Below are 23,950 nucleotides of genomic sequence, written 5' to 3'. Positions count from 1 at the left end.
CGGCCAACGTTTCACCGCTTGCGCGTAAGCTCGCGCATCGCGTCGTCGAGTCCGGCGAGCGTCAGCGGGTACATCCGCTCGGTCATCAGTTCGCGGATGATCCGCAGGCTCTGCGAATAGCCCCATTGCTGTTCGGGGATCGGGTTGAGCCACACCGCCGCGGGATAAGTGGTGGTCAGCCGGTGCATCCACACCGCGCCCGATTCCTCGTTGAAATGCTCGACCGAGCCGCCGGGATGCGTGATCTCGTACGGGCTCATCGACGCATCGCCTACGAACACCAACTTATAGTCGTGGCCGAACTTGTGGAGCACGTCCCACATTGGCGTGCGCTCGGAAAAGCGGCGCGTATTGTCCTTCCACACGCCCTCGTATGGGCAATTGTGGAAATAGAAGAATTCGAGGTTCTTGAACTCGGTCGTCGCCGCCGAGAACAGCTCCTCGCAGAGCTTGACCCACGGATCCATCGATCCGCCGACATCGAGGAACAGCAGCAGCTTGACCGCATTGCGCCGCTCGGCGCGCATCACCACATCGAGCCAACCCTGCCGCGCGGTGCCGCTGATCGTCGCGTCGATGTCGAGCTCGTCGGCCGCACCCTCGCGCGCGAACTTGCGCAGGCGGCGGAGCGCGATCTTGATGTTGCGGGTGCCGAGCTCCTTCGTGTTGTCGAGGTTCTTGAAGTCGCGCTGGTCCCACACCTTCAGCGCGCGCTTGTGCACGCTCTCGCCGCCGATGCGGACGCCCTCGGGATTGTAGCTGCTATTGCCGTACGGGCTCGTGCCGCCGGTGCCGATCCACTTGCTGCCGCCCTGGTGGCGCTCGTGCTGCTCGTCGAGCCGCTTCTTGAGCGTCTCCATGATCTCGTCCCACGAGCCGAGCGATTCGATCTTCGCCATTTCCTCAGGCGTCAGATATTTCTCGGCAACGGCTTTCAGCCAGTCAGCCGGAATGTCGGCGCTGGTCTGGCCGAAGGTGGTGGCGATGCCCTTGAACACCTTGGCGAAGACCTGGTCGAACTTGTCGAGCAGACCCTCGTCCTTCACGTACACCGCGCGCGAGAGGTAATAGAAATCCTCGGGCGTGCGGTCGATCACCTCGGCGTCGAGCGCCTCGAGCAGGAGCAGATGCTCCTTGAGACTGGCGGGGATGCCGGCGGCGCGGAGCTCGTCGAGGAAGTTCAGGAACATAGGACCGCATCTCTCCCCCTCTCGCTATGCGGGAGGGGCTGGGGGAGGGCCTGTGACGGCCGGTACCGCCAGCATGCCCTCCCACGCTCCCGCTCGCAAGCAGGAGGGCATGGGCTCAGCGATAGACGTCGATCAGCGCGCCGACATAATCGGGGGCGCGGCCCGTCAGTTCTCGCGCTGGCTGCGCCGGCTGCCCATTGTCGAGCGCGGTGCCATAGATGAAGCCGTAGGTCGGGTAGACCGTGCTGCCGAGCCCGTCCATGTCGCGATACCAAACCTTGACCGCGCTCCAATCGCCGCGCGTCGAGACGTCGGTCAGCGTAACATCCTGTTCGGCATGGCCGCGCTCGCCATTCTGGCGCGACCAATTGGCGTGCGTGACCATGACAACCTGGCGGTCGACCACGCGGCTGATCACCGCGACATGCCCCATCGGCAGGCGCGTGGTGCGCTCGAACACGATCACCGCGCCGGGGCGGGGCAGGTCGCCGCGCTGATAATGGCCCGCGGCCTTTTCCCACCAGGTCCAGGCATCGCCGTAGATCTGGATGCCCGAGGCCGCCCGGGCGAACGGCACGCACTGGCCGACATAGTTGAGCAGCGATGTCGCCGCGGCCGCCGGAACGGTCGTCGGCAACACCGCGGCAAGCGCAAAAGACAGAAACGCGATACGCATACAGGCACCCGATACCGGCTGCCCCCCGAACATCGGGTAACACGAAAGGGTTTAAGAGGGCATTACCATCTTTGACGGGTATTGCTGCGCATCAAAGGGTTACGCCTTATTCTGCTGCCGCTTGGCCATGAAGGCGAGTCGTTCGAACAGCATCACGTCCTGCTCGTTCTTGAGCAGCGCGCCGTGCAGCGGCGGGATCGCCTTGGTAGGGTCGCGATTCTGCAAGACATCGAGCGGCATGTCCTCGTGGAGCAGCAGCTTGAGCCAGTCGAGCAACTCGCTCGTGCTCGGCTTCTTCTTGAGTCCGGGCACGTCGCGCACGTCGTAGAAGATGTCCATCGCGCGGTTGACGAGGATCTTCTGGATGCCGGGGAAGTGGACGTCGACGATCGCCTGCATCGTCGCACGGTCCGGGAATTTGATATAATGGAAGAAGCAGCGGCGCAGGAACGCGTCGGGCAGCTCTTTCTCATTGTTGCTGGTGATGATGACGATCGGCCGTTCGACCGCGCGCACCGTCTCCTTGGTTTCGTAGACATGGAATTCCATGCGATCGAGTTCCTGCAACAGATCGTTGGGGAATTCGATGTCGGCCTTGTCGATCTCGTCGATCAGCAGCACGGGCGGCTGGTCGCGGGTAAAGGCTTCCCACAATTTGCCGCGACGGATGTAGTTGGCGATGTCGTGGACGCGCTCGTCGCCGAGCTGGCCGTCGCGCAGCCGGGCCACCGCATCATATTCGTACAGCCCCTGCTGCGCCTTGGTGGTCGACTTGATGTTCCACTCGATCAGCTCGGCACCCAGCGCCTTGGCGATCTCGTAGGCGAGCACGGTCTTGCCGGTGCCGGGCTCGCCCTTGACGAGCAGCGGACGGCGCAGCGTGACTGCGGCGTTGACCGCCACTTTCAGGTCGTCGGTGGCGACATAGCCCTGCGTGCCCTCGAACCGCTTCATCGCTGCCATCCCGTTTCATTTGAATACCGGGTACGGCGATAGAGGGAAAAGTGGGGGGAGTGCAAGCCGCCGCCGCGGCTCGCGGCGGGGGGCCACCCGTCGCTAGAGCTGATCGCGCGCGATCGCGCGCGCTTCGATCAGGTCGCACAGGCCGCGATGCTGCGCGAAGGTCTGTTGCGCACCGAAGGCTATCGCGCGGACGACGGCGGGCGACGCGTCACCGGTGCCGCCGAGCAGGGATGGTTCTGCCGCATCGGGCATTTGCGGGGCAACGATCGGCGCGCCGACACGGGCGGCAGCAGCATCCAGGATGCGGCGAAAGGCCTGCCAGTCGATCACCAGCGCGAGAGCTGCGCCGATCGCGCACCCGGCCCGGTCCGATCGCGCGAGCATGTCGAACGTATGGCGCTGCGCGGCGAAGGCGGCATCGCTCGCAGCCTGACCGGGGGTCGAGGGCAACGGACCGACTGCGGCGGTGAGATGCGCGAGATAGGCGCGCTCGCTTGCGAAACCCTCGATCGCGAGCATCATCCAGCGATTGTCGAGCCCGCTGACGCTGCGCTGCGCGGCCTGCTCGAACAGATCGCCGAGCCGGCCGTGGACCGAGCAGAGTGCGTGCACCGCGTCGGCGAGATCGCGCCCCGCAGCACCCGCGCTGGTCAGCCGCGCGATTACGGGATGCGTCGCGCACCCGTCGGCGAGCGCAAGCGTCGCGATCGTCCCCAGATCTGGCGCCGGATTGAGATGTGTCGCTAGGATCGCCATGAGGTCCGAATCTATCCCTTTTCGCCCGGCCTGCCGATGGCCGGGTCTCGCCCGAACGGCGAGCAGTGGACGAAGGGATATACCGAAGCGCGTAAAGACCTGGTTTAAGGGCGGTTAAGTGTCTCTACACCTCGATTGTCATGCGTCGCCGGCGACGATGACCACACCGCTTGCCGCGGGCTCGATCACCAGCAGCAGCCTGCGTGCGGCGCGTGCGGCCGAAGGCGTTTCGAAGCGGTCGCCCACACCCCAGGCACTGACGCGACGGATCACGTCGCGCAGGCCGTCACGCAGCGCGGGTGGTGCGATTCCCGCGATCGGAGCGCCGATGCGGGCGATCGAGCCGAAATGCGCGCGCGCCGTGCGGCTCGACGCGATGATCGCGCCGCCCGCATCGGCGACCAGTACGAGATCGGCGATGACGTCTAGCAGCACCGTCGCGTCGATCGGCGGACGCACCGGATCGGCGCCGGTCGCGCCGTGGGGCGCACAGAGCGCCTCCATGATCGCGATCGACGCGAGCACGAAGCGTGGCCGGCCACGATGCAGGATGTAGAGCGGCGCGCGGGCGGCATGATCCTGCCAGAGGCCGAAGTGGCGCACCAGATCGGACGCGGTCACGAACTCCTCGGTCGGATCTGCGGGTGGCACGGGCATAACCGCCTGCCTAAGCGGCGGCGCCAGCGCCGTCACCGAGTACCACCGAAATGGAGCAATCTCGCGCGCACTTGCGCGGCTTGGCGCTGCGCAAGATACACAAAAGGTGGCGCAGTGGGCGGTTAGCGCCTGGGGGCGCAGAGCCGTCGGGGGCGGCGGCCGAACACCGCCCCGAATCGCCTTACTGGTCGAGGAACGAACGCATTTTCCGCGAACGGCTCGGGTGCTTGAGCTTGCGCAGCGCCTTGGCCTCGATCTGGCGAATACGCTCGCGCGTGACGCTGAACTGCTGGCCGACTTCCTCGAGCGTGTGGTCGGTGTTCATGCCGATCCCGAAGCGCATGCGCAGCACGCGCTCCTCGCGCGGGGTGAGCGAGGCGAGCACCCGAGTCACGGTTTCCTTGAGGTTCGCCTGGATAGCGGCATCGACCGGAATGATCGCATTCTTGTCCTCGATGAAATCGCCAAGATGCGAATCCTCCTCGTCGCCGATCGGCGTCTCGAGGCTGATCGGCTCCTTGGCGATCTTCATCACCTTGCGGACCTTCTCGAGCGGCATCGAGAGACGCTCGGCCATCTCCTCGGGCGTGGGCTCGCGGCCCTGCTCGTGGAGGAACTGGCGGCTGGTGCGGACCAGCTTGTTGATCGTCTCGATCATGTGCACCGGGATACGGATCGTCCGCGCCTGATCGGCGATCGAGCGCGTGATCGCCTGACGGATCCACCACGTCGCATAGGTCGAGAATTTGTAGCCGCGGCGATACTCGAACTTATCGACCGCCTTCATCAGGCCGATGTTGCCCTCCTGGATGAGATCCAGGAACTGCAGGCCACGGTTGGTGTACTTCTTGGCGATCGAGATCACGAGCCGCAGGTTCGCCTCGACCATTTCCTTCTTGGCGATACGCGCCTCGCGCTCGCCCTTCTGGACCATGTTGACGATGCGACGGAACTCGGTGAGCGCCATGCCGGTGGCCTGGCTGATCTCCGAAATCTCGGTGCGGATGCGGTCGGCGGCGTCGCTCTCGTTGGTGACGAAGGCGGTCCATTTCTTGTCGATCTTGGCGACCGACGACAGGAACTGCTCGTCGAGCTCGTGGCCGATGTAGCGATCGAGGAAGTCCTTGCGCGGCACCTTGTGGCGCTCGGCAAGGCGCAGCATCTGGCCGCCCAGCGCGGTCAGGCGCCGATTGAAGGCATAGAGCTGATCGACCAGATATTCGATCTTGGCGTTGTGGAACTGGACGCTCTCGACCTCGGCCGTGAGCTCCTCGCGCAGCTTGTGATACTTCTTCTCGTCGCCGCTCGACAGCTCGCCGCCGCCGGCCATCGCGTCGAGCCGCGCCTGCTGGATCTTGGAGAACTTCTTGTAGAGCGCGGTAATGTTGGCAAAGCGTTCGAGCGCGATCGGCTTGAGCTGCTCTTCCATCTGCGCGAGGCTGAGCGTGTTGTCCTCTTCCTCGTCGTCCGAGGCGCGCGGCGTGCGGCGCTCGCCATCCTCGTCCTCGTCGACCGACGGCTCTTCGGGCTCGGCCTCTTCCTTGAACGACGGGCCGGCATTCTTTTCCGAAATCTCGCCGTCGCCCTCTTCGGCTTCGGCCATCGCTTCAGGCGCCGGATCCTTCGACAGCATCGCGTCGAGATCCATGATCTCGCGCAACTGCATCGTGCCCTCGTTGAGCGCGGTCGACCAGTCGATGATCGCGTTGAAGGTGATCGGCGATTCGCACAGGCCGAGGATCATCGTGTCGCGACCGGCTTCGATCCGCTTGGCGATGGCGATTTCGCCCTCGCGGCTGAGCAGCTCGACCGCGCCCATCTCGCGCAGGTACATCCGCACCGGATCGTCGGTGCGATCGATGACTTCCTTCTTCTTGACGTCGAGCGCGGGGCCGGCGTCCTCCGAGGCGTCGACCGGCTCGGCGTCGTCCTCGTCGTCCTGCTTGGGCTGCTCGTCGCCTTCTTCGCCCTGCTCGTCATTCTCGACGATGTTGATGCCCATCTCGCTAAGCGCGGCGCTGATGTCCTCGATCTGGTCGGACGACATCTCGCCCTGCGGAAGCGCTTCGTTGAGCTGCTCGTAGGTGATGTAGCCGCGCTTCTTGGCGCGTGCGATGACCTTCTTGATCGACGCGTCGTTCAAATCGATCAGCGGTGCGTCGCTACCCTCGGTGGTTTCACCGACATCCGCCATATCCGTCTTCGCCATCAACTGCCCTCAGCAAAAGCCCTGGCGTCTTCGTTCGACTGCACCAGATTGGCGAGCCGCGCGTCCAGAGCCTGTTGTTCCTTCACGAGCGACACTTGCCGCTCGAACGCCGCATCCGAATAATCCGCCTGCATCATCGCCGTCGCTTCGGCCAGCGCCGCATCCACTTCCGGCCGCGCCACCAGGATCGCGATCGCCTCGTCGAGGTCTTCGCGGGCCCTAGCCGGCTCGGCATCCTTTTGGGTGAACGAACACATGAGTTGGTCGGCCCGCAACAGATCGTGCGCGATTATATCAAATCCAGATGTCGCCAATATGGTAATAAGGCGCTCACTATCAAGCGCCTCGACACCTGACCGCCGAGAATTGGCATCTTCGACCGCCAGATCGATCACCGCCTCGAACAGATGACCGAGTGTCGGGTCGGCGATCTGCAGCGATCCGAGCACTTCCATATGGCGCGCAATCTCGGCCGGATGGCGGATCAGCCCGGCGAGCACCGCCTTGGCGAGGATGCGATCGATGCCGCGTTCGCGGATCCCCTTGGCGCCCGCGCCGACCGGGCCGGGCGCGGGTTTCCACGGCTGGTTGCCCTTGCGACCGCCACCGCCCGCGGGGCGCGGGACGAAGGGCGCGCGCGGCGGGCGGGCGTTGAGCGCATCGGTGCGGCGGCGGAATTCGGCGATATATTCCGACTTCACGTTCGCGTCGGCGATGTTGCCCGCGATGTCGGTCAGGCGCTTTTTCAGCCCGGCGCGCTGTTCGGGGGTGGTGAGCGGCTCGGCGGCGAATTCGGCCGCCCACAGCTTGTCGACCAGCGGCTCGGGCTGGGCGAGCAGCGCCTCGAGCGCGGCGGGCCCCTTGCTGCGGACGAGATCGTCGGGGTCGACGCCGGGCGGAAGCGTGACGAAGGCGAGGCTGTGGCCCGGGGTGAGCAGCGGGATCGCGCGGTGCGCGGCGCGCAACGCCGCCTTCTGCCCGGCGCTGTCGCCGTCGAAGCACAGGATCGGCACTTCGCTCAGCCGCCACAGCCGCTCGAGCTGCGACTCGGTCAGCGCGGTGCCGAGCGGCGCAACCGCCTCGCGGAAGCCCGCCTGCGCGAGCGCGATGACGTCCATATAGCCCTCGACCACCAGCACGCGGCCGGTCTTGCGCGTGGCCGGCGCCGCCTTGTCGAGATTGTAGAGCGTGCGGCCCTTGTCGAAGAGCGGGGTCTCGGGCGAGTTCAGATATTTCGGCTCGCCATCGCCGATGATGCGTCCGCCAAAGGCGATCGTGCGGCCGCGCGGATCGCGGATCGGGATCATCAGGCGGCCGCGGAAGCGATCGTACGGCGCCTTGTCCTCGACCGAGATGAGCAGCCCGGCTTCGACCAGCAGCGGATCGCCATAGTCCTTCAGCGCGCCCTTCAGCGCGCCCCGCGAATCGGGGGCGAAGCCGAGCCCGAACTCGCTCGCGGTCTCGGGCTTGATCCCACGCTTGGCGAGCACGTCGCGCGCATTGGCGCCGGCAAGACCGTTCAACTGGTCGGTGAACCAGGTCGCGGCGTCGGCGCAGGCCTCGTGCAGGCCCTTGGCCGCCTCGGCCTTCTCGGCGGCGCGCGGGTCCATTGCCGGGAGCTCCATCCCGGCGGTCTGCGCGAGCTCCTTGACCGCATCCATGAAGGGCAGGCCGCGCTGATCGGTCATCCAGCGGATCGCGTCGCCATGCGCCGAGCAGCCGAAGCAATGGTAGAAGCCCTTGTCGTCGTTGACGTAGAACGACGGGGTCTTCTCGTTGTGGAACGGACAACAGGCGCGCCATTCGCGGCCGGCCTTCTGGAGCTTGGTGGTCTTGCCGATCAGGCCCGACAGGAGGGTGCGGGCGCGGAGTTCGTCGAGGAATTGCGGGGAGAGGGTCATGCGTCTTCCCCTGCCGCACCGGACGAGGCCAGCACAACGTCGTCCCCTCCCGCTTGCGGGAGGGGGTAGGGGGTGGGCGCGCGCTCAGTTGCGAGCGCAGCGGTGAGGATCGTCTCCAGCACCCCTTCCATGTTCGACGTCAAATCATTGTTCCAGAATCGGATCACGCGGTAGCCGGCTTTCTCGAGCGCGAGGGTGCGGGCCTCGTCGTAAGCGATCGCTTCGAAATGCTGGCTGCCGTCACGCTCGACAACCAAATTCTGCGTGCGACATACGAAATCGACCCGATACCCGGCAATCGGCATCTGTCGGCTGAATTTCAGTCCGGCAAGCCGCTTGCCCTTTAACTGCTGCCACAGCATTTGCTCGTGGATAGTCGCGTTGTTGCGCAGGTCGCGCACCTCAGCTGTCGGCCTTCCCAGACGATAGCGCGCGCCCACCCCTCGGTCCCCTCCCGCAAGCGGGAGGGGAGGAAGAAGGGGCCCGCGCTCGTCCATTTACGAAAGCGCCGCCTTCACCGCCGCGCTCGCCTTGCTCATATCCAGCGTCGTAGCATGCCGCGCCTTCAGCTCGGCCATCACGCGGCCCATATCCTTCATGCCTGTCGCCCCCAGCTCACCCTTGATCGCCTCGATCGCCGCTGCGGTCGCGGCCTCGTCCATCTGCGTCTGCAGGAAGCGCTCGATCACCGCGACTTCGGCCGCTTCGCCATCGGCCAGCTCCTGACGCCCGCCCTTGACGAACATCTCGATCGACTCGCGGCGCTGCTTGACCATCTTCTGCAGCACTTCGACCACCAGCGCGTCGTCATCGTCGGGCGCCTTGCCGGTCCGCGCCTCGATGTCGCGATTCTTGATCGCGCTCTGGACGAGGCGGAGGGTGGCGGTGGTCGCCTTGTCGCCGCCCTTCATGGCAGTGATGAGGGCAGCCTTGATGTCGTCGCGAATCATTACGGGTCCTTTTCGTGTGGCGGAGACCCTAGCGGGTTTATCCGATTGACGCATCGCCCCCGCACTTCTAGTTCCCGCCCCTTAGCGACATCGACAATTAACACGGAGTGCCCGCCGCAATGGCCGACGCCTATCCTACGACCGCGTCCAAGGCTCCTGAAGGCGCCACCGGCGTGCTGGTGCTCTCCAGCGGCGAGGTCGTGTGGGGCCGTGGCTTCGGCGCGGAAGGGGCGGCGGTCGGCGAGGTGTGCTTCCACACCGCGATGACGGGCTATCAGGAGATCATGACCGATCCGAGCTTTGCCGGGCAGATGGTCACCTTCACCTTTCCTCACATCGGCAATGTCGGCGCCAATGCCGACGACGTCGAGGCCGACAACCCCCACGCGCTCGGCATGATCGTGCGCGAGGACGTGACGGGGCCGAGCAACTTCCGCTCGGTCGAGCGGCTCGATGCGTGGATGGCCAAGCATGGGCGGATCGGGCTTTCGGGCGTCGATACGCGTGCTTTGACGCGGCGGATCCGCGCGGGCGGCGCGCCGAACGCGGTGATCGCGCATGCGGCGGACGGCGTGTTCGACGTGCCGGCGTTGCTGGCGATGGCGCAGGCGTGGCCTGGGTTGGAGGGGATGGACCTTGCGATCGAAGTGTCCACCGCGATGGATTACGGCTGGGCCGGCGGCGTGTGGAATCTTGGCGCAGGGTATGAGGAATCCCCCTCCCGCTTGCGGGAGGGGCTAGGGGAGGGCCTGTCCGCAAACGCAGCGCCTGCCGAAGAAGACAGTCCCTCCCCCAACCCCTCCCGCGAGCGGGAGGGGAGCAAGAAGGGGCGCCCCCACGTCGTCGCGATCGACTATGGTTCGAAGCGCAACATCTTCCGCAACCTCGTCGCCGCCGGTGCCGACGTCTCGGTCGTCCCCGCCGGCGCGACCTTCGACGAAGTGATGGCGCTGAACCCCGACGGCATCTTCCTGTCGAACGGCCCCGGCGACCCCGCCGCGACCGGCATCTATGCCGTGCCGGTGATCCGCCAGCTGCTCGAAACCGGCAAGCCGCTGTTCGGCATTTGCCTCGGCCATCAGCTGCTCGGCCTCGCGGTCGGCGCGACCACCACCAAGATGTTCCAGGGCCATCGCGGCGCCAACCATCCGGTGCAGCGCCTGAGCGACGGCGCGGTCGAGATCACCTCGATGAACCACGGCTTCGCGGTCGAACGCGCGAGCCTGCCGGCGAGCGTGCGCGAGACGCACGTCTCGCTGTTCGACGGCTCGAACGCCGGCCTCGAACTGACCGACCGCCCCGCCTTCAGCGTGCAATATCACCCCGAGGCGAGCCCCGGCCCGCAGGACAGCCTGTATCTGTTCGAGAAGTTCGTGGGGATGTTGGAGACGGCCAAGTGAGAATGGTGGGTCGGCTGATACCGCTGCTCGCAGCGTTTAGCGTGGCCACGCCGGTATTCGCCGAGCCGACAGATTTCTGCATCGCGAGCAAGGTCGACCCGAGCTTGGACGTTATCGCGAAACTGAAAGCGGCCAACCTTGATCTCGCTCGGCCGCGAGAAATTTCGCAGCTGTTTCTTGGCCCGGATAAGAAGCTCAGTGCCTTGGTCCCTGTGATTGAAGGGTTCGGCTATGTGGTTCGTGAAAGAGCCAACGGCCGATTGCTTGCTGTGACGACTACGGCGGTGAGCGACGATTGGGTCCGCATCACTGTTCCGAAAATGTGTGCAGCGGCGGCGAAAGACTCAGTGGACTACGACGGGTGGGACATTGACGTCGCCAACGATCACATTCCGTCGAACCGATCGAACTGATGTTGCGTAATCGCGATTTTTCAAACGAATTTGCTTCAGTGAAAGCCAGACCATGACCCTCCCAGACGTCGATCCCGCCCGGCTCGAAGAAGAATGGAGCGCCGACAAGGAGGTGCTCGCCAGCCTCGCCGAGAATGGCGACCGCTCGGATATCGTCCGCGCCGTGGACGTGAGCTTCCGCGGCTCCGAACCAGCGCTCGACCGGCTCGAAGAGGATGCAGAGGAACTTGGCTTCGAAGTGATCGAGCGCGAAGAGGATGAGGAGGGTGAAATCTCCCTCTTCCTCGGCTGCGAGCAGACCTCGGACGAAGCCGCGATCCGCGCGCTGACCAAGCGCTGCCTGCAGATCGAACTGATCTACGACGTGGAATATGACGGCTGGGGTTGCACCGCCGAAACCGGACTGATTAGCTGACATGCCAAAACGCACCGACATCAACACCATCCTCGTCATCGGCGCGGGGCCGATCGTCATCGGCCAGGCGTGCGAGTTCGATTATTCGGGCACGCAGGCGATCAAGGCGCTGCGCGAGGAGGGCTATCGCATCGTCCTGGTCAATTCGAACCCGGCGACGATCATGACCGACCCCGAGCTGGTCGGCTGGAGCGAGGCCGAGGGCGCGACCTATATCGAGCCGATCACGCCCGAGATCGTGGCGAAGATCATCGCCAAGGAAGTCGCCGCGCGCCCGAACGACGTGATGGCGCTGCTCCCGACGATGGGCGGGCAGACCGCGCTCAACACCGCGCTGGCGCTGTTCAACGACGGCACGCTCGCGAAATACAATGTCGAGATGATCGGCGCCGATGCCGAGGCGATCGACAAGGCCGAGGACCGGCTCAAGTTCAAGGATGCGATGACCAAGATCGGTCTCGAATCCGCGCGCTCGGCGATCGCGCACACCGTCGAGGAAGCGCTTGCCGGGTTGGAGCGCACCGGACTGCCGGCGATCATACGGCCAAGCTTCACGATGGGCGGTTCGGGCGGCGGCATCGCCTACAATCGCGAGGAATTCCTCGCGATCGTGCGCAGCGGGCTCGACCTTTCGCCGACCACCGAGGTGCTGATCGAGGAATCGCTGATCGGCTGGAAGGAATATGAGATGGAAGTCGTGCGCGACCGCGCCGACAATTGCATCATCATCTGCTCGATCGAGAATGTCGATCCGATGGGCGTCCATACGGGCGACTCGATCACCGTCGCACCCGCGCTGACGCTGACCGACAAGGAATATCAGATCATGCGCAACGCGAGCATCGCGTGCCTGCGCGAGATCGGCGTCGAGACCGGGGGCTCGAACGTGCAGTTCGCGGTCAACCCCAAGGACGGGCGCCTGATCGTGATCGAGATGAACCCACGCGTGTCGCGTTCCTCGGCGCTGGCGTCGAAGGCGACGGGCTTCCCGATCGCCAAGGTCGCCGCCAAGCTGGCGGTCGGCTACACGCTCGACGAGATCACCAACGACATTACCGGCGCGACGCCGGCGTCGTTCGAGCCGACGATCGATTACGTCGTCACCAAGATACCGCGTTTCGCGTTCGAGAAGTTCAAGGGCGCCGAAGCCGTGCTGTCGACCGCGATGAAGTCGGTCGGCGAAGTGATGGCGATCGGCCGCAACATCCATGAGAGCCTCCAGAAGGCCCTGCGCGGGCTCGAGACGGGCCTGAGCGGCTTCAACATCGTCGATCGCCTCGCCGGTGCCCCGCGCGAGGAGATCGAGGCGGCGCTGTCGATTGCGACCCCCGACCGGCTGCTCGTCGCGGCGCAGGCGCTGCGCGAGGGCTTCACCGTCGCCGAAGTGCATGCGCTCGCCAAATACGATCCGTGGTTCCTCGAACGCATCGCCGAGATCGTCGCGGCCGAGAATGAGGTCTGCACCGATGGCCTCCCGCGCGATGCGGCGGGGATGCGGCGCCTGAAGTCGATGGGCTTCAGCGACAAGCGGCTCGCCTATCTCGCGCTCAAGTCCGCAAACCTACGCGAGCGCGGCACCGCACGTGGCGGGCTGATCCACGACGTCGTTCAGATGATGACCGGCGGTACGACCGAGGCAGAGGTGCGCGCCGCGCGCCACAAGCTCGGCGTGCGCCCGGTGTTCAAGCGGATCGACACTTGCGCGGCCGAGTTCGACGCCAAGACGCCGTATATGTATTCGACCTACGAAGCGCCGAGCTTCGGCGAGCCCGAATGCGAGAGCCAGCCGACCGACCGCAAGAAGGTCGTCATCCTCGGTGGCGGTCCGAACCGGATCGGGCAGGGGATCGAGTTCGACTATTGCTGCTGCCATGCGTGCTTCGCGCTGGGCGACGCGGGCTATGAGACGATCATGGTCAACTGCAACCCGGAGACGGTGTCGACCGACTATGACACCTCCGACCGGCTCTATTTCGAGCCGCTGACCGCCGAGGACGTGCTCGAAATCCTGCATGTCGAGATGTCGAACGGCACGCTCCACGGTGTGATCGTCCAGTTCGGCGGGCAGACCCCGCTGAACCTGGCGCAGGCGCTGCAGGATGCGGGGATCCCTATCCTCGGCACCAGCCCCGACGCGATCGATCTTGCCGAGGACCGCGAGCGTTTCGCGGCCCTCGTCAATAAGCTCGGCCTGCGCCAGCCTGCCAACGGCCTCGCGCGCAGCCGCGAGGAGGCGATCGTCGCTGCCGAGCGGATCGGCTATCCGGTGCTGATGCGGCCGAGCTACGTGCTCGGCGGGCGCGCGATGGAGATCGTCGACGGGCGTCCGCAGCTTGAGGAATATATCCAGACCGCGGTGCAGGTGTCGGGTGAGTCGCCCGTTCTCATCGACCAGTATCTGCGCGACGCGATCGAGGTCGATGTCGACGCGATCTCCGATGGCACCGACGTGACCGTCGCCGGCGTGCTCCAGCATATCGAGGAAGCCGGCGTCCATTCCGGCGACAGCGCCTGCTCGATCCCGCCTTACTCGCTCTCGCCTGAGATCATCGCCGAGATCGAGCGCCAGACCGTCGCGCTCGCCAAGGCGCTGTCGGTGGTCGGCCTGATGAACATCCAGTTCGCAGTGAAGGACGGGCTGGTGTACCTTATCGAGGTCAACCCGCGCGCTTCGCGCACCGTGCCGTTCGTCGCGAAAGCGATCGGCGCACCGATCGCCAAGATCGCTGCGCGCGTGATGGCGGGCGAGAAGCTCGCCGACCTGCCCAAGATCGACCGCCACATCGACTATTATGCGGTCAAGGAAGCGGTGTTCCCGTTCAACCGCTTCCCGGGCGTCGATCCGGTGCTGTCGCCCGAAATGAAGAGCACGGGCGAAGTTATGGGAATCGATCCCGATTTCACGCTCGCCTTCGCCAAGTCGCAGCTGGGGGCAGGGACCGTGCTGCCCAAGAGCGGCGCGCTGTTCGTCAGCGTCAAGGATGGCGACAAGCCGGTGATCCTGCCGGGCATCCGCGCACTCGCCGCGCACGGCTTCACCATCGTCGCGACCTCGGGCACGGCAGATTACCTGACCGAGCACGGTGTTACCGTCGAGCGCGTCAACAAGGTGGCGCAGGGCCGGCCGCATATCGTCGACCGGATCAAGGATGGTGGGATCGACCTGATCTTCAACACGACCGAAGGCTGGCAGAGCCTCAAGGACAGTTCGCCGATCCGCGGATCGGCGCTCGCGCAGAAGATTCCCTACTTCACCACGGCACCCGCCAGTGTCGAGGCGGCACAGGCAATCGTCGCGCTTTCGACACGAAGTCTTGAAGTACGACCGCTGCAATCCTATTATTCCCACTCGCACAGTTAATTCCCCACATCATAAGATCGTGCGGGCGGGTCCAGCGGGGCCGGCCAACCGGGGAATTTTGAAGACGAAGGACGAAGAGGGATGGCTACCGTCGAAAAGATGCCGATGCTGCAAGAGGGCCATGATCGGCTCAATGCGGATCTGAAACGGCTTAAGGCGGAGCGTCCGACCATCGTCGACGCGATCGAGGAAGCCCGTGCGCACGGCGATCTCTCGGAGAATGCCGAATATCACGCCGCCAAGGAACGCCAGGGCCAGATCGAAGCCTCGATCAGCGACATCGAGGACAAGCTCGCGCGTGCGCAAGTCATCGATCCCAAGGATCTGTCGGGCGACAAGGTGGTGTTCGGCGCGACCGTGACGCTGCTCGATGAGGACGACAAGCCGATCACCTATCAGATCGTCGGCCAGACCGAGGCCGACGCCAAGGGTGGTCGCATCTCGTACAATTCGCCGCTCGGCCGCGCGCTGATCGGGCGCAAGCTCGAGGACGAAGTCGAAGTGACGGTGCCGTCGGGCGACCGTTACTACGTCGTCTCCAAGATCGAATTTATCTAATGTAATGTCCCTCTCCCGCTTGCGGGAGAAGGTGGCCGAGCGGAGCGAGGTCGGGTGAGGGCAGTGCGCGACCCGCACTGCCCTCACCCCGCGCCGCTTTCGGCGTCTGCCCCTCTCCCGCAAGCGGGAGAGGGAGTTTAATCACACGCCCGGTGCGAGCAGATCAGGCTGCAGCAGCCGGTGCAGATGCACCACGACATACTTCATCTCGGCATCGTCGACCGTGCGCTGCGCGGCCGCGCGCCATGCTTTTTCTGCACTGGCATAGTCCGGGAACACCCCGACGATATCGATCGACGACAGATCGTCGAAATCGAGCGTGCGCGGATCAGCGACGCGGCCGCCGAAAACGAGATGGAGCTTGCTCATGTGCGGTGTCCCGAAAAAAAAGGCGTGGTTCTCGACTGTCCCTAGTCGCCAACCACGCCTTCGCAAACCGCCAACGTTCGATTATTCGGTGACGGTGGCCTTTTTCGCGGCAGCCTTGTCGTTTGCGGCGGCAAGCGCTGCCACGCCCGCGGTCGACACCGCCTTCAGCACGCCCTCGAGCACCCTCGAGACCTGACCGCGGGCGGCATCGCGCGACAGGCCGAGCACGTCGAATTCCGACTTGGCGGTCTGCTTCGCCGCGTCGACCGCGCCGCGGGCCGTCTCGCTCAAGCGCTTGCCGACCGGCGCCAGCAAATTCGCCTCCTGTGCGGTGCGCGGCACCAACGATCCGGCGAGCGCACCGATCGCAAGCCCACCGACCAGCGCGGAGAGCGGGTTGGCCTCGATGCTCGCGACGGCCTTGTCGGCAGCGCTGCGGACGGTCGTGCCGGTCGTCTCGAGCGCGGTCGATGCGCTGTTGCGCACCGCCGACCGCTTGGAAGCGACGGTAGCGGGAGTGGTCTTTCCGCTGGAGTAGGAAGGTGTGTCGGCCATAGCGCAATCCTCGACTCGGGGTTTGATCTGCTAACTCTTGGATTTCGAATGGGTTGCACGCCGCAAGCTCTTCGCGATCGGGCCGCGCGCGAGGAACAGGCCGACCAGCGCGACGCCGATTCCGGTCGGCACAGGGCGGCGCCGCGCCGTTTCGACCGCGCCCGACAGCGCGTCCATGCTGCGCTCCCTGATCGTATCGGCGACGTCCTGCGCGAGCACCTGCGGGCTTGTGCGGTGCTGGAGTGCGCTGATCGTCGTCGAAAGCTGTGCGCGGGCGGCGTCGGCGCGAGCTTGCGCCAGGGCCAGCTTGGTCTCGCTCATGCGGCCGCTCTCGTACCAAACACCCGCTTGAAGTGCTGCGCGCCGAGCAGGCCGAGCAGCACCGCCAGCACGAGCAGCACGCCCGCAACAATCGCCGTCGCGGCGAGCGGTCCGAGCAACGGGGTGAGAATCAACAACGTGCCAACCACGAGGGCGACCGCTGCCAGCGAGCCGAACAGTGCGGCACCCAGCAGCAGCCCGACGCCCGTCTTGGCAGCGTCGACCTTTGCGCCCAAGCGCGCCTTCTGCAAATCGATCTCGCTGCGTGCGACCTGCTCGGCGTCGCGTACGGCGCGCGCGAGCAGGGTCACGATGGTATCGTCCGCTACCGGACCGTCGCGTAGGATGTCGCTCATCGGTGCCCCCCGAATATCCGGATCAGGCCTTGCCGTCGCGGTCGGCCGACAGCCCCGACTGGAGCAGGCGGACGAGGACGAAACCGAGCGCGGCAGCGGTGCCGATCGCGATTGCCGGGCTCTTCTGGACGAAACCGCGCGCGTCTTCGATCAAATCGTCGAGTTCCTTGGCCTTGAGCCCTTCCGAGAAACCGGCGACCCGGTCCGCGGCGGAGCGGGCATATTGACCATATTGCTCGCCGAGCTTTTCGTCGACCGTGCCGGCCGCGTCGTTGATCATCTTGACGACTTCGTCGAGCGCACCACCGGCGCGTGCCTTGCCGTCCTCGGCATAGCTCTTGGCGCGGTCGACGGCTTCCTGGCCGAGCTTGGTCGCACTGTCCTTGAGCAACTGCGCCGCAGTGGTGGTCGCCTTGACCGTCTCGTCCGTCGCCGTCTTCGCGGCATCTGCGGCGGCATCGAGATGCTCGTGTGCTGCTGCGGTCGAATCTGGAGTGGTAGCCATGGCAAGCGCCCTTCATTGAAATGTCGAAACACGATAACCGGCCAGCGCATCGGGCGGTTCCATCGGCCCCGCGCGAATTGCCGCGGCGCGCGTTAGCCGGTAGAGGCACGCGCGAACCGCTCGTCATATCGTTAGAAGGATCGTTCCGTGACCGCAATCATCGACATTCATGCCCGCACGATCCTCGACAGCCGCGGCAATCCGACCGTCGAAGTCGATGTCATGCTCGAGGATGGCAGCTTCGGCCGCGCAGCTGTCCCGTCGGGCGCCTCGACCGGCGCGCACGAAGCGGTCGAAAAACGCGACGGCGACAAGAGCCGCTGGGGCGGCAAGGGCGTCGAGGACGCGATCGACGGCGTCAACGGCGAGATTGCCGACGCGGTGATGGGCCTCGAGGCCGAGGACCAGCGCGAGATCGACCAGGTGATGATCGAGCTCGACGGCACCGAGAATAAGGGCCGCCTTGGCGCCAACGCGATCCTAGGCGTCAGCCTTGCGGTCGCCAAGGCCGCGGCCGATGCGCGCACGTTGCCGCTCTATCGCTATGTCGGTGGCGTTTCGGCGCACGTCCTGCCGGTGCCGATGATGAACATCATCAACGGCGGCGAACATGCCGACAACCCGATCGACTTCCAGGAATTCATGATCGTGCCGGTCGGTGCGACATCGATGATCGAGGCGGTCCGCTGCGGGTCGGAAATCTTCCACACGCTCAAGAAGGCGTTGCACGACAAGGGTCTGGCGACGTCGGTCGGCGACGAAGGCGGCTTTGCCCCCAACATCGCCTCGACGAACGAAGCGATCGAATTCATCCTGCGCTCGATCGAAACTGCCGGCTACACGCCGGGTGACGACGTGATGTTGGCGCTCGATTGCGCTGCGACCGAGTTCTACAAGAACGGCAAGTATGAGATTTCGGGCGAGGGCAAGAGCCTCTCCAGCCACGAAATGGCCGAATATCTCGCAGATCTCACGCGCCGCTATCCGATCTTCTCGATCGAGGACGGGATGGCCGAGGACGATTGGGAGGGCTGGAAGGCGCTCACCGATTTGGTCGGCAACAAGGTCCAGCTCGTCGGCGACGATCTGTTCGTGACCAACACCAGCCGACTGAAGCATGGCATCCAATCGGCCACGGCGAATTCGCTGCTGGTCAAGGTCAACCAGATCGGTACGCTGACCGAGACGTTGGAAGCCGTGTCGATGGCGCAGCGTGCGGGCTACACCGCCGTGATGTCGCATCGTTCGGGCGAAACCGAGGATTCGACCATCGCCGATCTGGCAGTCGCGACGAATTGCGGGCAGATCAAGACCGGCAGCCTCGCGCGGTCCGACCGGCTCGCCAAATACAATCAGCTGATCCGGATCGAGGAGGAGCTGGAAGGCGCGGGCGTGTATGCGGGACGGTCGATCCTGCGTGAGATCAGCCTGTGGTAAATACAGGCTTGATCCACGAGTCGCGATGAGTCAGTGTCGGGATCGTGGTAAAGAAGCGTTCAACCCTACGCACGATGTTGCGTCGCGCGATGGCTCCGGCGGCCTTGCTGATCGTCGGCGTCTTCTTCGGCGGCTATGCGATCTTCGGGCCGAACGGGGCCTTGGCGTATGGCGACGTCGAGCGCCAGCTGGCGGTCAAGCAGCGCGAACTCGCGATGCTTGACCGCAGCCGGGCCGAGTTGAAGAACCGCGTCGACCTGCTCGACCCGCGGCATGCCGATCCTGATTTGGTCGACGAGTTGGCCCGCAAGGATCTTGGCGTGGCGCATCAGGATGAGATGATCGTCCCGCTCGGCAAGTGAGCTATCGTGAAGCCCCTCCCCTGAAGGGAGGGGCTTACGGGCAGCTTATTTCCCCAAGAACGTCAGCAGGTCGTTGGTGAAGCGATCGCTCTCGGTGATCGTCAGGCCGTGCGGCGCGCCGTCATATTCGACCAGCTGCGAACCCGAAATTCCCTTGGCGGCTTCACGCCCGGTCGCGTCGATCGGGACGGTCTGGTCGCTGGTCCCGTGGACGATCAGCGTCGGAACGCGGAACGCCGGCAGGTCGCCGCGGAAGTCGGTGTGGCCGAACGACTGCGCGCACGCCAGGATCGGCTTGAGCCCGGCGAGGTTGGTCTGGTTCCACGCCCAGTCGACCGTCTCGCTGCTCACCGGCGACGAGATGAATCCGACGCCCAAGAACTGCTTGAGGAAGGTCTGGAAGAAGCCGTAGCGATCCTTCTGGATCCCCTCGCCGATGCTCGCGAGCTGTTCTTCGGGGACGCCGTTGGGATTGTCCTCGGTCTTGAGCATGTAGGGCACGACCGACGAGATCAGCCCTGCCGCAACGACGCCCTTGCCCTCGTGCCGGCTCATGTAGCGTGCGACCTCGCCGCCGCCCATCGAGAAGCCGACCAGCGTCGCATCCTCGGTCGCGCCGGTCTGCTCGAGCACTTCGGCGAGATCGTCGGTCAGCGTGTCGTAATCATAGCCGCTCCACGGCTGGCTCGACCGCCCGAAGCCGCGGCGGTCATAGGCGATCGCGCGGAAACCCGCATCGGCGAGCGCCATCGCCTGTGCGTCCCAGCTGTCCGAGCTGAGCGGCCAGCCGTGGATGAGGACGACCGGACGGCCGCTGCCCCAATCCTTGACGTAGAGATCGGTACCATCGCGGGTCTTGATATACGGCATGGGGCGTTCCTTTGCGTGTCGTTTGGTCCAACGACGGTCGGCGCGGGGCGTTCCGCAGGGGTGGCGCGATCCGCCACAAGCTGCCAGCTTCGCGCGACCAACGAATCAAAGGATGGGTATGCGAAAGGGTTTGCTGGCGGGAATTGCGGGTTTGGCGCTGATGTCGTGTTCGGCGCAGTCGGCCGAGCCGAGGGGCACGATGGCGCCGCTCGCCGCGTTGCCGACGACCGACTGGAAGAGCTTCCGCGACACCTTCATCGAGGATTGGTTCAAGATCTCGCCGGCCGATGCGGTCTATCAGGGGCGGCATGATTTCGACGGCGGCTTGGGCGACTGGACGCCGGGCGGGCTCAAACGGCAGGGCGATTTCTTCCGCGAGGCGATCGCCAAGGCGAAAGCATTCGATGCGACCAAGCTGACCAAGGACGAAGCGTTCGAGCGCGACTATCTGGTGGTCGTCGCCTCGGGCAAACTGTTCTGGCTCGAGGATGCCGATTTTCCGCACAAGAACCCGGCCTGGTACGTGAACGCCGGGCTCGATCCCAACGTCTATATCGCGCGCAACTATGCCGATGCGCCGACGCGGATGCGCGCGATGGTCACCTTCCTGCGCAAGATCCCCGACGCGACGGCGCAGATCAAGGCCAACCTGAAGACGCCGATGCCGCTGAGCTACGTCAATTTCGGCGTCGCGGCGTTCAACGGCTTTGGCGATTACTACACAGGTGACGCGAAGAAGGCGTTTGCGGAGGTGAAGAGTCCTGCGCTGCAGGAGGAGTTCGACAAGGCCGCCGTGGCCGCGTCGAAGGCGATGCACGATCTCGGTGCCTGGGTGGAGAGCCAGCGCGGTACTGCGACGCAGGACTTCGCGCTCGGGCCCGATCGCTTCTCGCGGATGGTCAAGTTGACCGAAGGCGTCGACGTGCCGCTCGCCACGCTCGAGGCGGCGGGCAAGGCCGATCTGCTGCGTAACCAGAAGGCGCTCGCCGAGGCGTGCGCGAGCTATGCGCCCGGTGCGACGATCCCGGCGTGCATGGCGAAGATGAACGCCAACAAGCCCGCCAATAACGATCCCGTCGCCGAGGCGCGTAAGCAGATCCCCGAACTGCGCGCCTTCGTCACCGCCAACCAGATCGTGACGATCCCCGACCAGGAACAGGCGCTGGTCGAGGAAAGCCCGCCCTATAACCGCCAGAACAGCGCGTACATCGATCCGCCCGGGCCGTTCGAGAAGGGCATCCCCTCGGTCTATTACATCTCTCCGCCAGACCCGGCGTGGAGCAAGGCCGAGCAGGACGGCTTTATTCCCGGCAAGATGGACCTGCTGTTCACCACGGTGCACGAGGTGATGCCGGGGCATTTCCTGCAGTTCCGCCATGCCAACGCCTCGCCGTCGATCTTCGGGCGGCTGTTCGTCGGCTATGCGTTTGCGGAAGGGTGGGCGCATTATTCTGAGGAAATGATGTGGGAGGCGGGGCTCCATAAGGGGGATGCGGAAACGCATATCGGCCAGCTGTCGAACGCGCTGCTGCGCAACTGCCGCTATCTCTCGGCGATCGGGATGCACACCGGCACGATGACGCAGGCCGACTCGCTCAAGATGTTCCAGGAGCAATGCTATCAGGACGCCGGCAACGCCAAGCAGCAGTCGGCGCGGGGGACGTATGATCCGGCCTATCTCAACTACACGATGGGCAAGCTGATGATCCGCAAGCTGCGCGCCGACTGGACCGCGACGCATGGCGGTCGCGCAAGCTGGAAGGCGTTCCACGACCAGTTCCTGCGCTACGGCGGGCCGCCAATCCCGTTGGTGCGCCAGGCGATGCTGGGGGGCGACGGGAAGGCGGTGTTCTGACGCCTTCCTCTCGCTGGTCCGTCCCGGCGAGGCCGGGTTAGAAAAGAAGAAGGAAGAAAAAGCGGCGAGATTCAGCGCGCCTGTTTCAGCGTCGGCACCTCGCCGGCGACCTCGGCCGCTTGCGGATTGCGGATCGAGGGGCGCAGGCGTGCCACGCTGCACAGCCCGGCGATCACCGCGAGTCCGACCGAGACCAGCGGCGGCACGAGCCCTTCGCCGACGCCGAGCGCGAGCAGCAAGGCGACGACCGTCGCGCCGGTCGTCTGCCCGGCAAGCCGCACGGTCGACACCAGCCCGCCCGCCGCGGCAGCGCGCTCGCGCGGCGCGGAGCCGACCACCAGCCGCGCGTTGGGCGGCAGGAAGGTCCCGAACCCCGATCCGCATAGCGCCATGCGCCACGCCACGTCGAAATAGCTCGGATCGGCCGGCATGAAGGCGAGCAGCAGCAGCGCGCAGATCGACACGACCATGCCGATCCCGCCGAGGATCCCCGCCGGAACGCGGTCCGACAGGAAGCCGGACAGAGGCGCGACGACCATGTTGGTCAGCGGCCACGGTGCGATCGCAGCGCCGATCGCCGCTGCGCTGAACCCCAGCGCATGCAGCCGGAACGGAGTCGAGATGAGCAGCGTCATCGAGGCGGTGAACGCCACGAACCCGCCGAGCGCCGACAAAGCGATGACGGGCCGTGCGAGCAGGTCGATCGGCAGGATCGGATCGGTCTCCCCTTTCTCGCGCCGGACGAAGAAATAGCCGATGACGATGCCGAGCAGCACGATCGCCGCCGACACCACCGGGCTGTCGCCATGCACCATCGTCTCGAGCCCGCCGATGATCAGCCCGAACATCGCCGCGCACATCACCGCGCCGATCACGTCGAAGGTCGATGCCCGCGGCTTGGGATCGGGGATCGCGCTGCCGAGTACGAGGCTGGCGACCGCGAACGGGATCGCGCTGGCGAACACCCACGGCCACGGCGCGACCGACAGCACGAGTCCGCCGATCGTCGGGGCGGCCGCCGCTGCGCTGCTGACGACGACCGAATTGACGCCAAGGCCGCGCCCGAGCTGGTTGGCGGGATAAACCTGCCGGATTAGCGCCGAGGCGACGCTCAGCACGCCGGCTGCGCCGATCGCCTGCACCGCGCGGACGATCAGCAGGAAGGGCAGGCTCTTGGCGAAGAAGCACAGCAGCGTGGCGATGGTGAAGAGCAATTGCCCGCCTTGGTAGATCCGCTTGAGCCCGACGCGTTCGCCAAGCCCCGAGAAGGGCAGCATCAGCATCACCAGCATCACCTGGTAGATCGTCACCACCGCGACCACCGAGCTCTGCTCGACGTGCAGGTCGCGGGCGATCGTCGGCAGCGCGACATTGGCGACGCCGCCGTCGATGATCACCAGCGCAGTGCCGAACGACATCGCCGCGATCGCGAAATAGCGGCGGGGGAGGGGGAGCCCGTCGGAAGCGGCAGGGGAATCGTCGGTCATTGCGGGCTCCATCCCGGCGGGGCGAGGTCAAAGCCGGCGAAGTCGAACGCCGGCGTGACGACGCAGCTGACCAGCGCCCAGCCACGCCGCGCGTCGGCCGATTGCCAGGCATTGGGCGGGACGATCGCCTGCGGGCTCTCGCCTGACAGCAGATGTTCCGACCGGTCGATCGCCAACGTCAAGGGCGAACCGGCATGCCACAGCCAGACCTCGGTCGCGTCGACGCGGTGCCAGTGCGAGCGCTGACCATCCTCGAGCAGGAACAGGATCACGGTCGCCAGCCCGCGGCCGCCGTCGGGCGAAGGCTGGCGCAGCGTCTCACGATACCAGCCGCCCTCCGGATGGGGCGACAGGTCGAGCGCGGCGATCAGCGGATGGGACATG

Annotated in this window: 25 protein-coding genes; 8 read left to right on the top strand and 17 right to left on the bottom strand. The window is 65.4% G+C overall.

The genetic code is table 11. From position 1 onward, the window contains the following. Nucleotides 1–11: 11 nt before the first annotated feature. The 9 genes from U1872_RS05700 to U1872_RS05660 all read right to left on the bottom strand — a co-directional run bounded on the left by U1872_RS05700 (nt 12) and on the right by U1872_RS05660 (nt 9,302). On the bottom strand, nt 12–1,190 hold the full coding sequence (locus U1872_RS05700; RefSeq protein ID WP_332791927.1) for a vWA domain-containing protein: 1,179 nt from the start codon (nt 1,188–1,190) through the stop codon (nt 12–14). Nucleotides 1,191–1,305: 115 nt separating this feature from the next. Then, a complete protein-coding gene (locus U1872_RS05695) occupies nt 1,306–1,866 on the bottom strand; it encodes a CHAP domain-containing protein (protein ID WP_332791926.1) in 561 nt (186 codons plus the stop codon). A gap of 99 nt (nt 1,867–1,965) precedes the next feature. Further along, complete coding sequence (locus U1872_RS05690) at nt 1,966–2,820, bottom strand: AAA family ATPase (RefSeq protein WP_332791925.1); 855 nt, start codon at nt 2,818–2,820, stop codon at nt 1,966–1,968. Between the two features lie 102 nt (nt 2,821–2,922). Further along, nucleotides 2,923–3,585 carry a DUF6975 family protein gene (locus U1872_RS05685; RefSeq protein ID WP_332791924.1) on the bottom strand — a complete coding sequence of 221 codons (663 nt, stop codon included), beginning with the start codon at nt 3,583–3,585 and terminating at the stop codon, nt 2,923–2,925. A 138-nt stretch (nt 3,586–3,723) separates the two neighbouring features. Beyond that, entirely contained in the window at nt 3,724–4,242 is a 519-nt protein-coding gene (locus U1872_RS05680; RefSeq protein WP_332791923.1) for a hypothetical protein, read from the bottom strand. 181 nt (nt 4,243–4,423) lie between these two features. Beyond that, a complete protein-coding gene (gene rpoD / locus U1872_RS05675; RefSeq protein WP_332791922.1) occupies nt 4,424–6,451 on the bottom strand; it encodes an RNA polymerase sigma factor RpoD in 2,028 nt (675 codons plus the stop codon). After that, nucleotides 6,451–8,352, bottom strand: coding sequence for a DNA primase (dnaG, locus tag U1872_RS05670; RefSeq protein WP_332791921.1), 1,902 nt, complete (start codon nt 8,350–8,352; stop codon nt 6,451–6,453). Before dnaG ends, rpoD begins: the two co-directional genes overlap by 1 nt. Beyond that, entirely contained in the window at nt 8,349–8,792 is a 444-nt protein-coding gene (locus tag U1872_RS05665) for an endonuclease domain-containing protein (RefSeq protein ID WP_332791920.1), read from the bottom strand. The genes dnaG and U1872_RS05665 overlap by 4 nt, the downstream gene beginning before the upstream one ends. A gap of 57 nt (nt 8,793–8,849) precedes the next feature. Continuing rightward, complete coding sequence (locus U1872_RS05660; protein ID WP_332791919.1) at nt 8,850–9,302, bottom strand: GatB/YqeY domain-containing protein; 453 nt, start codon at nt 9,300–9,302, stop codon at nt 8,850–8,852. 119 nt (nt 9,303–9,421) lie between these two features. Here U1872_RS05660 and carA point away from each other — a divergent pair, with 119 nt between their 5' ends. The 5 genes from carA to greA all read left to right on the top strand — a co-directional run bounded on the left by carA (nt 9,422) and on the right by greA (nt 15,449). Continuing rightward, nucleotides 9,422–10,702, top strand: coding sequence for a glutamine-hydrolyzing carbamoyl-phosphate synthase small subunit (carA, locus tag U1872_RS05655; protein WP_332791918.1), 1,281 nt, complete (start codon nt 9,422–9,424; stop codon nt 10,700–10,702). 2 nt (nt 10,703–10,704) lie between these two features. After that, nucleotides 10,705–11,115 carry a hypothetical protein gene (locus U1872_RS05650; RefSeq protein WP_332791917.1) on the top strand — a complete coding sequence of 137 codons (411 nt, stop codon included), beginning with the start codon at nt 10,705–10,707 and terminating at the stop codon, nt 11,113–11,115. 52 nt (nt 11,116–11,167) lie between these two features. Continuing rightward, nucleotides 11,168–11,530: a ribonuclease E inhibitor RraB gene (locus tag U1872_RS05645; RefSeq protein ID WP_140851961.1), complete on the top strand. Its 363-nt coding sequence runs from the start codon at nt 11,168–11,170 to the stop codon at nt 11,528–11,530. A gap of 1 nt (nt 11,531) precedes the next feature. Further along, a complete protein-coding gene (gene carB, locus U1872_RS05640; RefSeq protein ID WP_332791916.1) occupies nt 11,532–14,891 on the top strand; it encodes a carbamoyl-phosphate synthase large subunit in 3,360 nt (1,119 codons plus the stop codon). Between the two features lie 81 nt (nt 14,892–14,972). Next, a complete protein-coding gene (gene greA / locus U1872_RS05635; RefSeq protein ID WP_140851963.1) occupies nt 14,973–15,449 on the top strand; it encodes a transcription elongation factor GreA in 477 nt (158 codons plus the stop codon). A 141-nt stretch (nt 15,450–15,590) separates the two neighbouring features. Here the strand turns inward: greA and U1872_RS05630 are convergent, their stop codons facing one another. The 5 genes from U1872_RS05630 to U1872_RS05610 form a co-directional block, all read right to left on the bottom strand. Then, nucleotides 15,591–15,818: a DUF4170 domain-containing protein gene (locus tag U1872_RS05630; RefSeq protein WP_332791915.1), complete on the bottom strand. Its 228-nt coding sequence runs from the start codon at nt 15,816–15,818 to the stop codon at nt 15,591–15,593. Nucleotides 15,819–15,899: 81 nt separating this feature from the next. Then, a complete protein-coding gene (locus U1872_RS05625) occupies nt 15,900–16,373 on the bottom strand; it encodes a hypothetical protein (RefSeq protein ID WP_332791914.1) in 474 nt (157 codons plus the stop codon). A 30-nt stretch (nt 16,374–16,403) separates the two neighbouring features. Continuing rightward, complete coding sequence (locus U1872_RS05620; RefSeq protein ID WP_332791913.1) at nt 16,404–16,694, bottom strand: DUF3618 domain-containing protein; 291 nt, start codon at nt 16,692–16,694, stop codon at nt 16,404–16,406. After that, nucleotides 16,691–17,005, bottom strand: coding sequence for a phage holin family protein (locus U1872_RS05615; protein WP_332791912.1), 315 nt, complete (start codon nt 17,003–17,005; stop codon nt 16,691–16,693). Before U1872_RS05615 ends, U1872_RS05620 begins: the two co-directional genes overlap by 4 nt. A 67-nt stretch (nt 17,006–17,072) precedes the next feature. Then, a complete protein-coding gene (locus tag U1872_RS05610; RefSeq protein ID WP_332791911.1) occupies nt 17,073–17,555 on the bottom strand; it encodes a hypothetical protein in 483 nt (160 codons plus the stop codon). Between the two features lie 147 nt (nt 17,556–17,702). Here U1872_RS05610 and eno point away from each other — a divergent pair, with 147 nt between their 5' ends. After that, entirely contained in the window at nt 17,703–18,992 is a 1,290-nt protein-coding gene (gene eno, locus U1872_RS05605) for a phosphopyruvate hydratase (protein WP_332791910.1), read from the top strand. Nucleotides 18,993–19,066: 74 nt separating this feature from the next. Continuing rightward, nucleotides 19,067–19,354, top strand: coding sequence for an FtsB family cell division protein (locus U1872_RS05600; RefSeq protein ID WP_332791909.1), 288 nt, complete (start codon nt 19,067–19,069; stop codon nt 19,352–19,354). A gap of 45 nt (nt 19,355–19,399) precedes the next feature. Here the strand turns inward: U1872_RS05600 and U1872_RS05595 are convergent, their stop codons facing one another. Next, on the bottom strand, nt 19,400–20,224 hold the full coding sequence (locus U1872_RS05595; protein WP_332791908.1) for an alpha/beta fold hydrolase: 825 nt from the start codon (nt 20,222–20,224) through the stop codon (nt 19,400–19,402). 118 nt (nt 20,225–20,342) lie between these two features. On the opposite strand from U1872_RS05595, the gene U1872_RS05590 reads away from it, so the two are divergent. Next, the gene (locus U1872_RS05590) at nt 20,343–22,079 is read left to right on the top strand and encodes a DUF885 domain-containing protein (protein ID WP_332791907.1); all 1,737 of its coding nucleotides are present in this window, start codon (nt 20,343–20,345) and stop codon (nt 22,077–22,079) included. Between the two features lie 71 nt (nt 22,080–22,150). Here the strand turns inward: U1872_RS05590 and U1872_RS05585 are convergent, their stop codons facing one another. Both U1872_RS05585 and U1872_RS05580 read right to left on the bottom strand, forming a co-directional pair. Next, nucleotides 22,151–23,566 carry an MFS transporter gene (locus tag U1872_RS05585; RefSeq protein WP_332791906.1) on the bottom strand — a complete coding sequence of 472 codons (1,416 nt, stop codon included), beginning with the start codon at nt 23,564–23,566 and terminating at the stop codon, nt 22,151–22,153. Next, nucleotides 23,563–23,949, bottom strand: a complete 387-nt coding sequence (locus tag U1872_RS05580; RefSeq protein ID WP_332791905.1) for a cupin domain-containing protein — start codon at nt 23,947–23,949, stop codon at nt 23,563–23,565. The genes U1872_RS05585 and U1872_RS05580 overlap by 4 nt, the downstream gene beginning before the upstream one ends. Between the last annotated feature and the right edge of the window lies 1 nt (nt 23,950).

It is taken from the genome of Parasphingomonas frigoris (assembly GCF_036663815.1).
Classification (GTDB): Bacteria; Pseudomonadota; Alphaproteobacteria; order Sphingomonadales; family Sphingomonadaceae; genus Sphingomonas.
The sequence above is the reverse complement of the archived record's forward strand: the minus strand, read 5'-3'. Positions and strand labels throughout refer to the sequence as shown.

What these genes read in the sequence shown, in the direction of transcription:
- U1872_RS05700 (WP_332791927.1), bottom strand. Translation starts at nt 1,190, where the DNA reads ATGTTCCTGAACTTCCTCGACGAGCTCCGCGCCGCCGGCATCCCCGCC.
- U1872_RS05695 (WP_332791926.1), bottom strand. Translation starts at nt 1,866, where the DNA reads ATGCGTATCGCGTTTCTGTCTTTTGCGCTTGCCGCGGTGTTGCCGACG.
- U1872_RS05690 (WP_332791925.1), bottom strand. Translation starts at nt 2,820, where the DNA reads ATGAAGCGGTTCGAGGGCACGCAGGGCTATGTCGCCACCGACGACCTG.
- U1872_RS05685 (WP_332791924.1), bottom strand. Translation starts at nt 3,585, where the DNA reads ATGGCGATCCTAGCGACACATCTCAATCCGGCGCCAGATCTGGGGACG.
- U1872_RS05680 (WP_332791923.1), bottom strand. Translation starts at nt 4,242, where the DNA reads ATGCCCGTGCCACCCGCAGATCCGACCGAGGAGTTCGTGACCGCGTCC.
- rpoD (WP_332791922.1), bottom strand. Translation starts at nt 6,451, where the DNA reads ATGGCGAAGACGGATATGGCGGATGTCGGTGAAACCACCGAGGGTAGC.
- dnaG (WP_332791921.1), bottom strand. Translation starts at nt 8,352, where the DNA reads ATGACCCTCTCCCCGCAATTCCTCGACGAACTCCGCGCCCGCACCCTC.
- U1872_RS05660 (WP_332791919.1), bottom strand. Translation starts at nt 9,302, where the DNA reads ATGATTCGCGACGACATCAAGGCTGCCCTCATCACTGCCATGAAGGGC.
- carA (WP_332791918.1), top strand. Translation starts at nt 9,422, where the DNA reads ATGGCCGACGCCTATCCTACGACCGCGTCCAAGGCTCCTGAAGGCGCC.
- U1872_RS05650 (WP_332791917.1), top strand. Translation starts at nt 10,705, where the DNA reads ATGGTGGGTCGGCTGATACCGCTGCTCGCAGCGTTTAGCGTGGCCACG.
- U1872_RS05645 (WP_140851961.1), top strand. Translation starts at nt 11,168, where the DNA reads ATGACCCTCCCAGACGTCGATCCCGCCCGGCTCGAAGAAGAATGGAGC.
- carB (WP_332791916.1), top strand. Translation starts at nt 11,532, where the DNA reads ATGCCAAAACGCACCGACATCAACACCATCCTCGTCATCGGCGCGGGG.
- greA (WP_140851963.1), top strand. Translation starts at nt 14,973, where the DNA reads ATGGCTACCGTCGAAAAGATGCCGATGCTGCAAGAGGGCCATGATCGG.
- U1872_RS05630 (WP_332791915.1), bottom strand. Translation starts at nt 15,818, where the DNA reads ATGAGCAAGCTCCATCTCGTTTTCGGCGGCCGCGTCGCTGATCCGCGC.
- U1872_RS05625 (WP_332791914.1), bottom strand. Translation starts at nt 16,373, where the DNA reads ATGGCCGACACACCTTCCTACTCCAGCGGAAAGACCACTCCCGCTACC.
- U1872_RS05620 (WP_332791913.1), bottom strand. Translation starts at nt 16,694, where the DNA reads ATGAGCGAGACCAAGCTGGCCCTGGCGCAAGCTCGCGCCGACGCCGCC.
- U1872_RS05610 (WP_332791911.1), bottom strand. Translation starts at nt 17,555, where the DNA reads ATGGCTACCACTCCAGATTCGACCGCAGCAGCACACGAGCATCTCGAT.
- U1872_RS05600 (WP_332791909.1), top strand. Translation starts at nt 19,067, where the DNA reads ATGTTGCGTCGCGCGATGGCTCCGGCGGCCTTGCTGATCGTCGGCGTC.
- U1872_RS05595 (WP_332791908.1), bottom strand. Translation starts at nt 20,224, where the DNA reads ATGCCGTATATCAAGACCCGCGATGGTACCGATCTCTACGTCAAGGAT.
- U1872_RS05590 (WP_332791907.1), top strand. Translation starts at nt 20,343, where the DNA reads ATGCGAAAGGGTTTGCTGGCGGGAATTGCGGGTTTGGCGCTGATGTCG.
- U1872_RS05585 (WP_332791906.1), bottom strand. Translation starts at nt 23,566, where the DNA reads ATGACCGACGATTCCCCTGCCGCTTCCGACGGGCTCCCCCTCCCCCGC.
- U1872_RS05580 (WP_332791905.1), bottom strand. Translation starts at nt 23,949, where the DNA reads ATGTCCCATCCGCTGATCGCCGCGCTCGACCTGTCGCCCCATCCGGAG.